At 66.9% G+C, this 13,812-nt stretch carries 14 protein-coding genes; 6 read left to right on the forward strand and 8 right to left on the reverse strand.

What is annotated here, in order from left to right; all coding sequences use genetic code 11:
* Positions 1-50: 50 nt before the first annotated feature.
* The 3 genes from BM397_RS10680 to BM397_RS10690 all read right to left on the reverse strand — a co-directional run bounded on the left by BM397_RS10680 (position 51) and on the right by BM397_RS10690 (position 3,668).
* Positions 51-1,154: a C4-dicarboxylate TRAP transporter substrate-binding protein gene (locus tag BM397_RS10680; protein WP_092423739.1), complete on the reverse strand. Its 1,104-nt coding sequence runs from the start codon at positions 1,152-1,154 to the stop codon at positions 51-53.
* A gap of 58 nt (positions 1,155-1,212) precedes the next feature.
* Positions 1,213-1,686 (reverse strand): MarR family winged helix-turn-helix transcriptional regulator, encoded by a 474-nt coding sequence (locus BM397_RS10685; protein WP_092423741.1) that lies wholly within the window; start codon positions 1,684-1,686, stop codon positions 1,213-1,215.
* Between the two features lie 122 nt (positions 1,687-1,808).
* Positions 1,809-3,668 (reverse strand): FAD-dependent monooxygenase, encoded by a 1,860-nt coding sequence (locus BM397_RS10690; RefSeq protein WP_092423743.1) that lies wholly within the window; start codon positions 3,666-3,668, stop codon positions 1,809-1,811.
* Positions 3,669-3,770: 102 nt separating this feature from the next.
* Here BM397_RS10690 and BM397_RS10695 point away from each other — a divergent pair, with 102 nt between their 5' ends.
* Both BM397_RS10695 and BM397_RS10700 read left to right on the forward strand, forming a co-directional pair.
* On the forward strand, positions 3,771-4,202 hold the full coding sequence (locus tag BM397_RS10695) for a MarR family winged helix-turn-helix transcriptional regulator (RefSeq protein ID WP_245696043.1): 432 nt from the start codon (positions 3,771-3,773) through the stop codon (positions 4,200-4,202).
* A 110-nt stretch (positions 4,203-4,312) separates the two neighbouring features.
* On the forward strand, positions 4,313-5,185 hold the full coding sequence (locus BM397_RS10700; RefSeq protein WP_092423744.1) for an MBL fold metallo-hydrolase: 873 nt from the start codon (positions 4,313-4,315) through the stop codon (positions 5,183-5,185).
* Between the two features lie 65 nt (positions 5,186-5,250).
* On the opposite strand, the gene BM397_RS10705 is transcribed toward BM397_RS10700, so the two are convergent.
* From BM397_RS10705 to BM397_RS10725, 5 genes are all read right to left on the reverse strand, one after another.
* Positions 5,251-5,901: an isochorismatase family protein gene (locus BM397_RS10705; protein WP_092423746.1), complete on the reverse strand. Its 651-nt coding sequence runs from the start codon at positions 5,899-5,901 to the stop codon at positions 5,251-5,253.
* Position 5,902: 1 nt separating this feature from the next.
* A complete protein-coding gene (locus tag BM397_RS10710) occupies positions 5,903-6,394 on the reverse strand; it encodes a flavin reductase family protein (RefSeq protein ID WP_092423748.1) in 492 nt (163 codons plus the stop codon).
* Positions 6,394-7,680: an amidase gene (locus BM397_RS10715; protein ID WP_092423750.1), complete on the reverse strand. Its 1,287-nt coding sequence runs from the start codon at positions 7,678-7,680 to the stop codon at positions 6,394-6,396. Before BM397_RS10715 ends, BM397_RS10710 begins: the two co-directional genes overlap by 1 nt.
* Before the next feature lie 106 nt (positions 7,681-7,786).
* On the reverse strand, positions 7,787-8,866 hold the full coding sequence (gene rutA, locus BM397_RS10720; RefSeq protein ID WP_092423752.1) for a pyrimidine utilization protein A: 1,080 nt from the start codon (positions 8,864-8,866) through the stop codon (positions 7,787-7,789).
* A gap of 187 nt (positions 8,867-9,053) precedes the next feature.
* Entirely contained in the window at positions 9,054-9,809 is a 756-nt protein-coding gene (locus BM397_RS10725) for a GntR family transcriptional regulator (RefSeq protein ID WP_092423754.1), read from the reverse strand.
* A 111-nt stretch (positions 9,810-9,920) separates the two neighbouring features.
* Between BM397_RS10725 and BM397_RS10730 the strand changes: the two genes are divergently transcribed.
* The 4 genes from BM397_RS10730 (at position 9,921) to BM397_RS10745 (ending at position 13,796) form a co-directional block, all read left to right on the forward strand.
* Positions 9,921-11,159: an MFS transporter gene (locus BM397_RS10730; RefSeq protein WP_092423756.1), complete on the forward strand. Its 1,239-nt coding sequence runs from the start codon at positions 9,921-9,923 to the stop codon at positions 11,157-11,159.
* Positions 11,160-11,615: 456 nt separating this feature from the next.
* Entirely contained in the window at positions 11,616-11,816 is a 201-nt protein-coding gene (locus BM397_RS10735; protein ID WP_092423758.1) for a hypothetical protein, read from the forward strand.
* Positions 11,813-13,171 carry an amidase gene (locus BM397_RS10740; RefSeq protein WP_092423760.1) on the forward strand — a complete coding sequence of 453 codons (1,359 nt, stop codon included), beginning with the start codon at positions 11,813-11,815 and terminating at the stop codon, positions 13,169-13,171. The genes BM397_RS10735 and BM397_RS10740 overlap by 4 nt, the downstream gene beginning before the upstream one ends.
* Positions 13,172-13,190: 19 nt before the next feature.
* Complete coding sequence (locus BM397_RS10745) at positions 13,191-13,796, forward strand: malonic semialdehyde reductase (RefSeq protein ID WP_092423762.1); 606 nt, start codon at positions 13,191-13,193, stop codon at positions 13,794-13,796.
* Positions 13,797-13,812: the final 16 nt, after the last annotated feature.

Raw genomic sequence — 13,812 nt, forward strand, 5'->3', positions numbered from 1 at the left:
TTCGGTAGGGGGCGCGCGCCACTGGGAGCGACGGCGCGCGCCGGTCGGGCTCAGCTGCCGTAGGAGGTCAGGTCGATCTTCGACCAGATTTCCTCGGTACGCAGCGCGCCCAGGTCTTCGGGGGACATGCCGGGGGTGACCAGCCCTTCCCACTTGTCGATCAGCGCCTTGTAGCGGTCGATCTTGGTCTGCGCGTCGCTCACGCCGCGGTCCTCGAGGATCGAGGCGGCGTTGGCGAGGCGGTCGGCGTTGAAGGTGTCGCGGGCGTCGATCAGGCTCTGGTCGGGCTCGATGAATTCGACCATGTCGCCAGCGCGCACTTCTTCGATCTGCCGGTCGAAGCCGGCCATGCCCGCGGCGATGCCGTATTGCGCCGCCGTGGCCAGCGCCATGCGGTCATCGGCATCCATGCGGTCCCAGAGCATCGTGCTCGCGGTGGTGATCGCCGCGCCATTGAACACGCCCTGCTCGATCTCGGTCACATAGCCCACCACGTCGCCGAGACGGTTGGCGATGATCTCGTGCGGCGAGGAGAAGGTGGCGTCGATCACGCCCTGGCTGAGGCTCTCGAACAGCTCGGACGAGGGCATCTGCACCGGTGCGCCGCCGACGCTTTCGATGAAGGCGGCGTAGAAGGGCGAGCCCGAGCGCACCTTGAGACCGGCCATGTCGTCGAGCGTCTTCACCGGCTTGGTCGACAGCAGGTCATAGAGCGGCGTAGTGTCGGAACCGAGGTAGATCTGGCCGTTGCGGGTGAATTCCGCCTGGCAGGGCTCGCAGGTGGCGATGTACTCGGTCACCGCCGAGCTGATCACTGCGGCGCTAGAGCCAAGCATCGACAGTTCCGAAACCAGCACGCTGTCGGGGTACTCGGCGACGAAATAGGGCATCAGCAGTGCGCCGAACTCGGTCACGCCGTCGCGCAGGCCGGTGGACATCTCGTTGGGCGCGACCAGCCCCGAGGGCGTGTCCTGACCCGTCCAGCGCCCGTCGGTCAGCTCTTCGAGCTTCTTGAACATCGTCGGATAGACGTCCTTGGCGACGGCGTGATTGGGGCCGAAGCCGCTGGTGGCGCGGATGGTGTCGGCAGAGGCGCCGACAGCCAGCGCGGAAATCGAGCAGGCGAGCAGAGTCGCCGCAAAACGCGTTTTCATGGTTATCCTCCCTGGAAACTGATCGCGGCCGGCCTCCTCTGCCGCCCGCGGCATTCGTTCAGCGCGCTTTGTCCTCGAGCCGTTGCAGAACGGCCATCAGATGCGCGCGGTCCTTGTCGTCGAGCCGGCCGATGATCTGGTCCTCGGCCGTTCTCACCTTCTCGGCGGCCCGGTCGCGCAGGCGCCGTCCGCGAAGCGTCGCCGTCAGCGCGTAGCGCCGGCGGTCGGTGGGAACTTTCTTGCGGGTAATGAGGCCGCGCTGCTCCAGCTCGTCGATGATCACGACGAGGTTGGAGCGTTCCATCTGTAGGGCATCCGCAAGCTCCGACTGCACGATCCCGGTGTTGTCGGCGATGATCGACAGGCACGAGAAGCTGACCACCCGCAGGTCGTCCTCGGCCAGCACGCGCTGCGCCTCGGGCTGGATCTGCATGTAGGCGCGTTTCAGCCGGTATCCGATCAGATCGCCAAGCACCGTGTCCTCCACAGTCGGCCTGCCACGGTCGTCGGAATGGTCGTCTGTCTGCGGCATGGGTTCCTCCTGTCCAAAACGGTATGGAGGATAATAGTTATAGTCAATAACTATTAATTCGAAGCGGGACTTTGGGTTTTTCGGGCCGCCGCGGGGACGGCGGCCCGAGGGCTTCCATGGGGTTACGCAGGGAGCAGGAAGCCTTTGAGGAAATGGGATATTTCTTCGTGGGCTTCGAGGGGCAGAACCTGCGCCAGATACTGATCCGGGCGCAGGAGGAGGAGCGCGCCGCGCGCCCGGTCGATGCCGCGAAGGTCGAAAATATCGGGGCCGTTCGTCGCCGGGCAGAAGACCTTTTCGTAGTCGGTCAGCCCGTGACATCCCTTCTTCGGCAAGAGCGCGGGCGGCAGGTCCCCGAGCCGAATCTCGCGATGGGGAGTCTGGAAGACCGCGCGCAGGTCGATGACGCTGTCCGGGTCGTCGCCGCTGGGTGTGAAACCCGCGATCGCCGGCTCCAGCGCGGCGCAGAGCCGCGCGACCGCGCCGCCCGGCAGTCCCTTGTCGCCTGCCGGTGCGAAGGCCAGCACCCGCCAGCGTCCGTCGGCCTTGAAGGCATGGCCGAGCTGCATGGGTTTCGCGTCCGCCAGCCGCACCACCGGGGCCGAGTGGAAGCGCTTGCCCACCAGCTGCCCGGCGGCGAGCGCCTGATGGTCGCTGTCGCCGGTGATCAGCGAGGGATCGTAGCGCGTTTCAACCCCGGCGGTGTAGCGACCGTGCTGCTTGAAATAGCGCTGGAATTGCGCGGCCTCGGCGTCGTCCTTCGGTTTGGCGCTGAACAGGCGGGCCATGTCGCGGTCGAAGTCGATCAGCTCCTTGGCCTTGGCGCGGCGCTCTTCGGAATAGGTGTCCAGCAGGGAGGGGGCCGCACGTCCGCGCAGCACGGCGGCAAGCTTCCAGCCGAGGTTGAAGGTGTCGGCCATGCTGACGTTCATCCCCTGTCCGGCCTTGGGGCTATGGGTGTGGCAGGCATCCCCGGCAATGAAGATGCGCGGGCTGCGGGCGCCGCGCTCGGCTTCGGGCACGTCGTCAAAGGCGTCGCAGACCCGCTGGCCGATCTCGTAGGCCGACCACCAGGCGACCTCTTTCACGTCGAGCGCATAGGGGGCGAGGATCGCCTGCGCCTTGGCGATCAGCAGCTCGGCGCTCACATCGCGGTCGGCGGCCCGTTCATCGCCGCGCAGCTCGTCGAGCTCGATGTACATGCGTACCATGTAGCCGCCCTCGCGGGGGATGATCAGAACGCTGCCCTGGCCCTCGGACTGGATCGCCGCCTTGAGACGGATGTCGGGAAAATCGGTGACCGGCAGCACGTCCATCACGCCCCAGAGCTGGCGCGCCGATTCGCCCTTCAGCGCGTGGCCCATGGAGGCGCGCACCGTGCTGCGGGCACCATCGCAGCCGACGACATAGCGGGCGCGGATGGTCTCGGTGCCTGTCCCGTCGAGGCATTTGAACGTTGCCTGCATCGGGTGGTCGGGATCGCCGCTCCCGGTCAGCTCCACCAGCTCGCGGTTGTAGTCCGGCGTCAGTCGGCGCGGCGAATTGCGCATGATCTCGAGGTAGAAGTCATGCACCCGCGCCTGGTTGAGGATCACGTGCGGCATTTCCGACAGGTCGTCCTCGACATCCTGAATACGGTCGGCGCGATGCAGGGTGCCCTCGGCTCCGGGGCGCCAGAAGGCGACTTCGTTGACCCAGTAGCCCTCTTTCGTGACCTTCTCGGCAAAGCCGAAGGCCTCGAACATCTCGACCGAGCGGCAGGCGATGCCGTCGGCCTGGCCGACCTCCAGCGGGCCGGGCTTGCGCTCGGTGATCCGCACCGAGATCTCGGGGAAGGCCGAGAGCTGGGCTGCCAGCGTCAGCCCCGCCGGACCGCAGCCGACGATCAGCACGTCGACGTCTTGGGTCTTCTCGCCTGCGCCGGGATGCGCGTCGGCAACGGCGGGATCCCCGCTGCGAAATCCGTTCAGGTGAAACTGCATGGCCTGGTCCTCCCAACTTAGTAAGTATACGTATTATATTCCTCTGGTGTCGCTTGGAGTCAATATGGTAAGTATACGTATCATATTTTGGAGCCTAACCCCATGACGTCACGGGACGATCTGGGCCAGATGCCCGGTCACCTGATCCGCAGGTTGAACCAGCGCTCGACCGCTGTCTTCGCCGAGCGGATGAAATCTGCGCCGGTGGAGCTGACCTCGGTGCAATACGCCGCGCTCGACGTGCTGGCGCGCGAACCGGGGATCGACCAGGCCCGGCTTGCCTCGCTCATCGCCTATGACCGGGCGACGATCGGCGACGTGGTGAAGCGGCTCGAGAGGAAGGGGCTGGTGGCGCGGCAGGTGAGCGAGCAGGACCGGCGCGCCCGCACCCTGCGCCTGACAGGCGAGGGCGAGGCTGCTCTCGCGCAGGTGGCCCCCATGGTCGCGGCGTTGCAGGCGGAAATCCTCGGCAAGCTCACCGAGGCCGAGCAGGCGCAGTTTCTGGACCTGGTGCGCAAGGCAGTGGAGGCTTGACGGAAAATTTTCCTATCCGGGGGTGACTTCACGGTGCGGCAACATACATTCGGCATGATGAATGTGATTGGGCCACCTGGTCCGGTCTCGCTGAGCGCAAGGAGACAGAGATGACCCCGAGCCCCGTCGTGAAGACTTTCTGGGACGAGCCCACCGGAAGCTGGCAATACGTCTTCCACGATCCGCAGACCATGAAGGGTGCGATCGTCGATCCGGTATTGGACTTCGACCCGCTGGCCGCGGCGACAGGCACGAAGAACGCCGACGCGATCATCGCATACGTGCAGGACGCCGGGATCGAGATCACCCACATCCTCGACACCCACCCGCACGCCGACCACTTCTCGGCGGCGCCTTACATCAAGTCGAAGATCGGCGGCACCACCGCCATCGGCGAGCACGTGAAGAAGGTGCAGAAGCTCTGGCAAGGCATCTACAACCTGCCCGACCTGCCGACCGACGGCGCGCAATGGGATGTGCTCTTCGCGGACGGCGACGAGTTCACGGTGGGCGGTATCCCGGTGCGGGTGATTTTCAGCCCCGGGCACACGCTGGCCTCGATCACCTATGTCGCCGGCGACGCGGCCTTCGTGCACGACACCTTCATGATGCCCGACAGCGGCACCTCGCGGGCGGACTTCCCGGGTGGCAGTTCGGCGGACCTCTATGCGAGCCTGATGAAGATCCTCGCGCTACCCGACGAGACACGTCTTTACGTCGGCCATGACTACGCCCCCGATGGCCGTGAGGCGCAATGCTGCGCCACGGTCGCCGAGCACAAGGCGCGCAACATCCATCTCAAGGACAGCCCATCCGAGGCCGAATACCGTGCGGTCCGCGATAAGCGGGACGGCACGCTGCCGCTGCCGAAGCTGATGTTGGCGGCGCTGCAGGTGAATATCCGTGGCGGGCGGCTGCCCGAGGCGGAAGAGAACGGCCGCAGCTACCTCAAAATTCCGCTGAACCACTTCGAGCCGCGGTAGGCGCGCAAGAAAGGGGGCGGGGCACAGGACCCGGCCCCCGAGACGTTGAGGGCCCGCTGGGGCGCTCAGGCGCTGACGGAAACCCCGCCGCCCAGCTTCGCGAATTCCGCAAGGCAGGCGTCCATGTCGATCACGTCGGCGTATTTCGCGTTCATGTCGAAGAGATTCGCCTCGTGCGGCCCCGCGTGGCGGTCGCCGCAGGCCTCGCGCACCACCAGCGTGCGGAAGCCGTGGCTCATGGCATCGACGCAGGATGCCCGCACGCAGCCCGAGGTGGTGAGCCCGGTCAGGATCACGCTGTCGCATCCCATGGCCGTGAGGGTCGAGGCCAGCGAAGTGCCGAAGAAGGCCGAGGGGTATTGCTTGGAGATCACCAACTCGTCCGCCTCGGGCACCAGCCCGCCGGCAAATTCGGCGGTGGCGCGACCGGGCAGGAAGGCCTCGAGAGGCGCGGCCTTTTCATAGAATCGCCCGGCGTCGATGCCGCTAGGGTGCAGCCCCACCCGTGTGAGGATCACCGGAATACCTGCCGCCCGCGCCGCCGCGCGCAGCTTCAGCGCTGCCGCAAGCGCGGTGACCGCCCCCTCTCCGGCGAAGAGCGGGCAGCTCTCGTCGTAGTAGGCATGGGCGAAATCGATCAGCAGCAGCGCCGGGCGTGCCCCGAAGCCGACCGACCGGTCATAGACCCCGGCGTAATTCTCTGCGGCATCCGTCATGTCATGCGCTTTCCGTCTTCGTGAGGCTCTCGAACTTTCCGTCGTGGTAGAGCAGCGGGTCCGAGGGGCTGTCCCAGTCGGTGACTGCGACCACCTCGCCGATGAAGATGGTGTGGGTGCCGAAGCTGCTCTTCTGCGCCGGGCGGCAATCGAAGCTGACCTGCGCGCCGCGCAGGGCAGGGGCACCGGTTTCCAGCTCGGACCACTCGCCCATCTCGAAGCGCGTCTCGCGGTCCTTCGGTGTCGCAAAGCGCAGCGCCACGTCCTGCTGGTCGCGCGACAGCACGTTGACGCAGAAGGATTTCGCCTCGCTCAGGTGCTCGTGGATCGAGGCCGAGGCGTTGACGCAGATCAGCAGGCTCGGCGGCTCGGCGCTGAGCGAGGTTACCGCTGTGGCGATCAGCCCGTGCCGCACGCCGTCGCATTCGCAGGTGATCAGCGAGACGCCGGCAGCGAGGCGGCGCATGCCGGATTTGAAATCATTGGGGTCCATCAGTCGTCCTTTCCTTCGGTCACGGCGGGCGGGGAGAACGCCAGCGCCGGGGCAATCTGGGCGGCAAGCCGGATCAGCCGGCTGTCCTGCGCCCGCGCCGCCACGAGCTGCACGCCGAGCGGCAGTGGTTCCGAGACTGCAGGAACATGAATGCAGGGCAGTTGCATCGCCGTCCAGAGCGCATTGAACTTCGGGTTGCCTGCACTGCGGCCAATCGGCGCGAAACCGGGCGCCGCGGGGGCGATCACCGCGTCATAGGGGGCCGTCAGGGTCTCGAAGGTGCGGCGGTGATCGGCGAGCCGGTCGTAGGCCTCGAACATCTGCCGCGCAGTATGGCCCTCGCTGCGGTTGGCGCGGTCGAGGAAGGCCTGGTGCACCAGCGCGCCGCGCAGCGGCAGGTTGCGCATCGCGGCAGCGCCTTCGCTCATCTGCACGCAGCGGTGCAGCGCGTCGAGGTCCTCCATCCCGGCGGGCAGCTGCAGCCACTCGGTGTCGGCGACCGGGGCGAGCCGTTCGGGCAGGCTCTGCATCAAGGCCCTCGCCTCGGGAGCCAGCTCGTCTGCGTAGGGCGTCAGGCAGAGCGCCAGCGTCGGGCGGGCAGGGGGCTCGCCCGCACCCGGAAGGCCGTAGAGACCTCCGAGCAGCGCCAGGTCGTCGAAGGAGCGCGCGTAGAGTCCCACGGTGTCGAGGCTGTTGGCATAGAGCTTCACGCCCTCGGTCGAGATCAGCCCCCAGCTCGGTTTGATCGCGGGGGTGCCGCAAAATGAGGCGGGGCGGATCGTCGAGCCGCCGGTCTGGGTGCCAAGCGCCAGCGGCACGTGGAAATCCGCCACTGCCGCCGCCGAACCCGCCGAAGAGCCGCCGGAGGTGCGGGACGGATCGGCAGGGCAGCCGGTCATCGCGTTGCGTCCGGCGGCGGCGAATTCCGTGGTGTCGGTCTTGCCGAGGATGATCGCGCCGGCGGCGCGCAGGATCTCGACGCAGGGGGCGTCGTCGGCGGGGCGACGGGTGCTGTAGAGCGGCGAATTGTGGGTGGTCGGCAGGTCCACCGTGTCGATCACGTCCTTGATGCCGACCGGGATGCCGGCCAGCGGACGTGGATCCGAGGCGGCGATGGCCGAGGCTTCGGCCTCGGCTCGCGGGTTGAGGCTCAGCCAGGCGCGGATTTCACCGTCGCGCTCGGCGATACGGGCCAGGCAGGCGCGGGTCAGCTCGCGCGGGGTGAGCCGCCCGTCGCGCATCAGCGCGCGGGCGGTGGTGGCATCGAGCCGGCTGAGGTCAGTCATCTGGGTGAGGGGAGTGCGTCTATTTTATTTTTCCTGAAGGCGCGGCCGCCCCGATAGGGAGCAAAAGGGCGGCCGCGCCGGGCCAAGCTCATTTCGGGGCCGTTGATCAGGCGGCCTTGAGCTTGTGACTGCGCGAGTTCATCAGCGGCTGGATCTTCTGGCCGAAGGCATCCATGCCGACGAGGAAGTCGTCGAAGGTCATCATGATGCCCTTCACGCCTTCGACGGCCGCGGCCTCGTCGAGCATCTTGGCGACGGTGGCGTAGGAGCCGACCAGCGTGCCCATGTTGAAGTTCACCGCGCCCTCGGGCACCGACATGTGCTTGGCGGTCGAGGTGCCGTCGCGGCCTTCGTCGACGTTGGACTGGTCGATCAGCCACTTCAACGCGCCCATGTCGGCCATGTCGTGATACTTCTGCCACTTGGCCATGGCGGCCTCGTCGGTCTCGTCGGCGATCACCATGAACAGCACGTAGGCCCCCACGTCGCGACCCGACTCCTTGCCGGCCTCCACGAGGATTTTGGCGTTGTCGGCAAAGGCGGTGGGCGTGTTGATCCCGGCGCCCATGATGAAGTTGTAGTCGGCGTATTCGGCGGCGAACTTCATGCCGCGCGGGCTCATGCCGGCGGCAACGATCTCGACATCGCCCTGCGGCGGCGGCGAGAGCTTGCAGTCGGTCATGGAGAAATGCTCGCCCTTGAAGTCCGAGCTGCCCTCGCCCCAGAGCTCCTTCATCACCTGCACGTATTCGGTCGCATAATCATAACGGTAGCCGAACCACTCGTTGCCCGGCCACATGCCCATCTGGCTGTATTCTCCCTCGGCCCAACCGGTCACGATGTTGATGCCGAAACGCCCCGGTGCGATCGAGCTGATCGTCGAGGCCATGCGCGCGACGATGGCGGGCGGCAGGGTCAGGATGGCGGTGGAGGCGAAGAGCTTGATCTCCGAGGTCACGGCGGCGAGGCCGGCCATCAGCGTGAAGCTTTCCAGCGCGTGGTCCCAGAACTCGGTCTTGCCGCCGAAGCCGCGGAATTTGACCATCGAGAGGGCGAACTCCAGCCCGTAGCCCTCGGCCTTCTGAACCACCTGCTTGTTGAGATCGAAGCTCGCCATGTATTGCGGCGAACCCTCCGAGATCAGCCATCCGTTGTTCGCGATCGGGATGAAGACACCCATATCCATGTGAATTCTCCTGCTGGACATGTTGTTTTTGTATGTCCGAACTAATCCAGTCAGGTACGGACTGGTCCAGAGGAGTAACGTGAGAAAGTCCGGACCTATGCAAAAGGCCCGGTCTCTTGTTCAATTTCTGTGCAGATGTGCTGGAGGCTGTGCTGCGCTTGGGCAGACCGCAAGCCTGGAGCGGACCCTACTCGGCCGACAGATTCGTCCGGTAGGCGAAGGCGTCGTCCGGCGAGGTCTGGATCGCGTATTCCAAGAGCCGTCCGCCCGAGGCGAGATAGCGCCGTGTGATGCGCAGGCCAATGGTGCCCTCGGGGCGGTTCAGTTCGTGGCAAACCTCGGGGCAAATCTGCACGGCGCGGATCTCCTGCTGGATCTCCTCGATCCGCTCGCCGGTGCGCTGCTCGATCAACTGGAACAACGACGAGCGCAGCTCGGTCATCTCGGCCACCACTTCTTGCGCGATCGGGTCCAGGTATACCTCGTTCCAGCAGAAGGGGGCCGGCTCCCCGATGAAATGCCGCGGTCCGGCCATGTAGATCAGCCGCTTTCCGGGCCGACATCCGATCTCCGCCGCGGTCTTGCCGCGGACCTCGCGGCGCTCCTTCTGGTGGATGAAGAATTCGCTCTGGCTGGCAAATTCAAACAGGTCATCGCGCGAGTCGTTGCGGAAGCGGTCGCGCCAGTCGGGCTTGGCGGCCTCGACCCGGGTGCCCACCCCTTTGCGCGCCGCGAGCATGCCGCGCTTGCGCAGCTGGGCGATGGCCTGGCGCACGGTGTGGCGGCTGACCCCGAGCTGCACTGCAAGCTCCGCCTCGGGTGGCAGCAGGCTGCCGACGGCACGCTCGCCCGAGACGATCTGCCGTTCCAGCCGGTGCGCCACCTGCAGGTAGAGCGGGGTCGAAGTGCCCGTCTCCTGGTCCAATTCCTGATCTGTCGTCACCGCTCTGTTCCCTCGTCGTGGATCAAATTCTTGCCAATAAGTCCGGACTTATCTAGGTGTCGTCTTCAGCATGCCCTTACTGGCTTCCACTCAAGTCCGGACTTTACGCGAATGAGCGACAGCTTGTCGACCCAGGGCGCCCCCGCCGCGCCGAGCCTTTGGATCAAGCCGCTGGCGATCATGACGCTGGTGCAGGTGGCGGCCACCTGCAGCATTCTCGCGCTGACCGCGCTCGCCCCCGAGGCCGCGGCCAGCCTCGGTATCGGAGCGCATTGGATCGGCTACCAGATCAGCCTCATCTACTTTGCAGGCATGTTCGCTTCGGGCTTCGCGGGGGCCGTGGTGGAAACCCTGCGCGCCGAACGGGTGATCCGGCTGGAGCTGGCGATCTTCGTGCTTGGACTGCTGTTGCTGGCGAGCGGGCTGCCGGTCCTGATGGTTGTCGCCTCGCTGCTCTTTGGCATCGGCTACGGGCTGAACAATCCCGCCTCCTCGGACATCCTGCACCGCAGCGCCCCGCGTGCGCGCCAGAGCCTCGTTTTCTCGATCAAGCAGAGCGGCGTTCCGCTCGGCGCGGTTGTGGCCAACGTGCTGCTGCCCTCGCTGGCGGTGGCGATCGGGGTGGGCTGGCAGGGCGCGCTGGTCGCCGCGGCGGTGCCAGCGGCGCTACTGTTGTTCTGGTCGCTGCTGGTCGACCGACCGGAGCCGGTCCAGCGCGGCGCGGCCTCCGAGGGGATCTGGCGGCGCATGATCCGCGAGCAGGCGGCGATCCTGTCGAACCCGCGCCTGCGCACTCTGGCCATTCTCGGGTGCCTCTACTCGGCGCTGCAACTGATCGCCACGGCCTTCATCGTGGTCATGCTGGTCGCGCACGGCTGGACGCTGGTGGCGGCGGGCAGCGTGGCGGCGGCCTCGCAGATGCTCGGGGCCATTGGCCGCGTCGCCTGGGGCGTGGCGGCGGACCGGCTCGGCGGCTTTCGGACGCTCTGCATCATCGGCCTGATTGCCGGCTGCATCCTCTTCTCGCTGAACTGGATCGGCGGCTTCCCGGCGCCGCTTCAGGTGGCGCTCCTGGTCGGGCTCGGCGGCGTCGCCTCGGGCTGGAACGGCGTGTTCCTCGCCGCCGCCGCGCGCACCGCGCCGAAGGGCAAGGTTGGCGCCAATACCGGCGCGCTGCTGGTCTACACCTTCATCGGCGTGATCATCGGGCCGAGCTGCTTTGCCTTCATCTACGGGCTTGTCGGCGACTACGGACTGGGCTTCACGCTGTTCTCTTCGGTGGGCTTCCTCGGGGCGGCGCTGTCCTGGGGGCAGATGCGCGCGCAGCGCCGCGATGTCGCGCGCGCATAAGTCCGTATCCGGCGGCCTGGCTCTCCTGTGATGAGATCGCGGGCATTTGCCAGTATCGCAGCAGCGTACGGCGACGAATGTGTCGGTGACTCGTTGACAGAGTTTCGCAAAAGTCCGGACAATGTTGGCATAGCTCCGCCCACCCGGAGCGGTTAGACCGCCATTGATCTCGGAAGCCGCGCAAATGATGACATACGCAAGGCCAGCCCTCCCGTACCGGCTGCGCACCTCCAGCGTCCCCGCGGGGATGGGTCTGTCGCCGGCCAAGCCGCGCTCCCAAGCGCGATCAATTTCTCATCACGCAACCGGCGAAAACGGTCAGCGGCTGGGCAGATCGCGTCCGGCGCCGGCATTTCGAGCCCGGTGCTCTGGCCCTCATCGCGGCACCGGATCAGCAGGTATCCCGAAGACCTCCAAGCACAGCCGCCTCCTCCCGGCTGGGAAAGGACCCCATACATGGAACAGGAGCTGACAGCCCTTCTTGGCCGCGCCCCGTCGGAAAGCGAACTGGCCATCGCTCGGGACCAGCGCGCACGTGTCGAGGCCGGCATTTTCGCCAGCCCTCTGCTCGAGCTGCCGGGCGACGGCCCGCTGCGCCCCTCGGGCCGCTGCGGCGCGCTGGCCGGCACCAACCCCTTCGCAGAGGGTGGCGCATGAGCCTCGTGACCATCTCCGGCCTGTTGTCTCGCCTCGAGGCGGGCGAAACCACCGCCACCGCGCTGCTCTCGGACCTGCAATCCCGCATCACCGCGCGCGGCACGCTCTCGCCGTTCCAGCGGTTGGAATGGGAGCGCGCCTTCGAGCAGGCCGACCTTTCGGACCGCGCCCGGCGCGAGCGCAAGCCCCTGGGGCCGCTCGCCGGCGTGCCGATGGCGCATAAGGACATGTTCGACCGCAAGGGCTCGACCGTCGGCTTCGGCGGTCACCCCTCGGCGCGCAAGACCGCGAGCGGCACCGCGCTGGTGTTGGAACGGCTCGACGCGGCGGGCGCGGTGGATTTCGGCCGCCTGCAGATGTCGGAGTTCGCCATGGGGCCGACCGGGCAGAACCACCACTACGGCATGCCCGAGAACCCCGCGGTGCCGGGCGGCGTGCCCGGTGGCTCGTCGAGCGGTTCGGGTGTGGCGGTCGGCATGGGGCTGGTGCCCGCGGCGCTTGGCTCGGACACCGGCGGCTCGATCCGCGTGCCTGCAGCCTGCAACGGCGTTGTCGGCTTCAAACCAAGCCTTGGTCTCGTGCCGCTTGATCGCGCCATGCCGCTGAGCTGGACGCAGGACACCATCGGCCCGCTCGCCGCATCGGTGGATTGCGCGCGGCGCGTGCTCTCGGTGATCTCCGGCGGCAAGACCCGGGCGCATGGTGAGACCCCCCGCAGGCTGCGTATCGCCTTCGACCGCGGCGGCTTTGTCGAGGGTATCTCGGACCGCATGCGCGCGGCGCTGGCCGAGACCCGCGGCGCGCTGGCGGGGCAGGGGCACGACCTCGTCTCGCTCGACATGGGCTTCTACGCCGATCTCACCGAGCCCGCCAATGTCATCGCCATTGCCGAAGCCGCAACGGTTCATGCCGACCGGCTGCGCGACTGTCCCGAGACCTACGGCACGCAGGTGCGTGCCCGCCTTGCGCAGGCGGCGGGCATCTCGGCCCAGGCCTATCTGCGCGCCCGGCAGATCCGCGAGATCGCCATGGCTCGCACCGCAGAGGAGATCTTCGGCGCCGCCGATCTGGTAATCCTGCCCGGCCTCGCCGACGTCGCGCCGCAAGCCGAGGCGTTGGTCCATGCCGAGGGCGCCGAGATCGCCCGGATGATCTCCGGCATGACCGGCTTCACCCGTCCCGGTTCGATCCTCGGCCTGCCGGTGCTCTCGCTGCCGGTTGCCTGGACCTCGGACGGCCCGCTCAGCCTCCAGATCATGGGGCCGCGCGGCTCGGAGGACCTGATCGCCGATCTCGCGCAAACCCTTGAAACCTCGCGCCAGCCGGTGGATGCCGCCTTGGCGGAACCTGCTTGAAGACTGAAAGGCACGACAGATGAAAGACCTCCTCCCCACCGGCGCGCTCGACGCGAGCGCGCTCGACACGCTGTTCCTCGAGGCGCGCAGCCAGAACGCCTGGCAGGACAAGGACATCCCAGAGGACGTCCTCGAACAACTCTACGACCTGGTGAAGATGGGCCCGACCTCGGCCAATTGCTCGCCGGCGCGCTTCGTCTTCATCCGCAGCAAGGAGGCCAAGGAAAAGCTCTCTCCGGCGCTCTCCAGCGGCAACCGCGAGAAGACCATGACCGCCCCGGTCACCGTCATCGTCTGCCAGGACATGGAGTTCTACGAGAAGCTCGGCGAGCTCTTCCCGCATGTGGACGCCAAACCCTGGTTCACCGGCTCCGAGGCGATGATTACCGAGACCGCCTTCCGCAACTCGTCGCTGCAGGGCGGCTACCTGATCACCGCGGCCCGCGCGCTCGGGCTCGACTGCGGCCCGATGTCGGGCTTCGATGCCAAGCTGGTCGAGGAAACTTTCCTTGCCGGCTCCACCTGGAAGGTCAACTTCATGATCAACCTCGGCTACGGCGAGCCGTCCAAGGTCTTCGACCGCCTGCCGCGCCTCAAGATGGACGACGCCTGCAAGGTGCTCTGAGCCACACTCTTCCGAC

The organism is Alloyangia pacifica, assembly GCF_900116195.1.
GTDB classification, from domain to species: domain Bacteria; phylum Pseudomonadota; class Alphaproteobacteria; order Rhodobacterales; family Rhodobacteraceae; genus Salipiger; species Salipiger pacificus.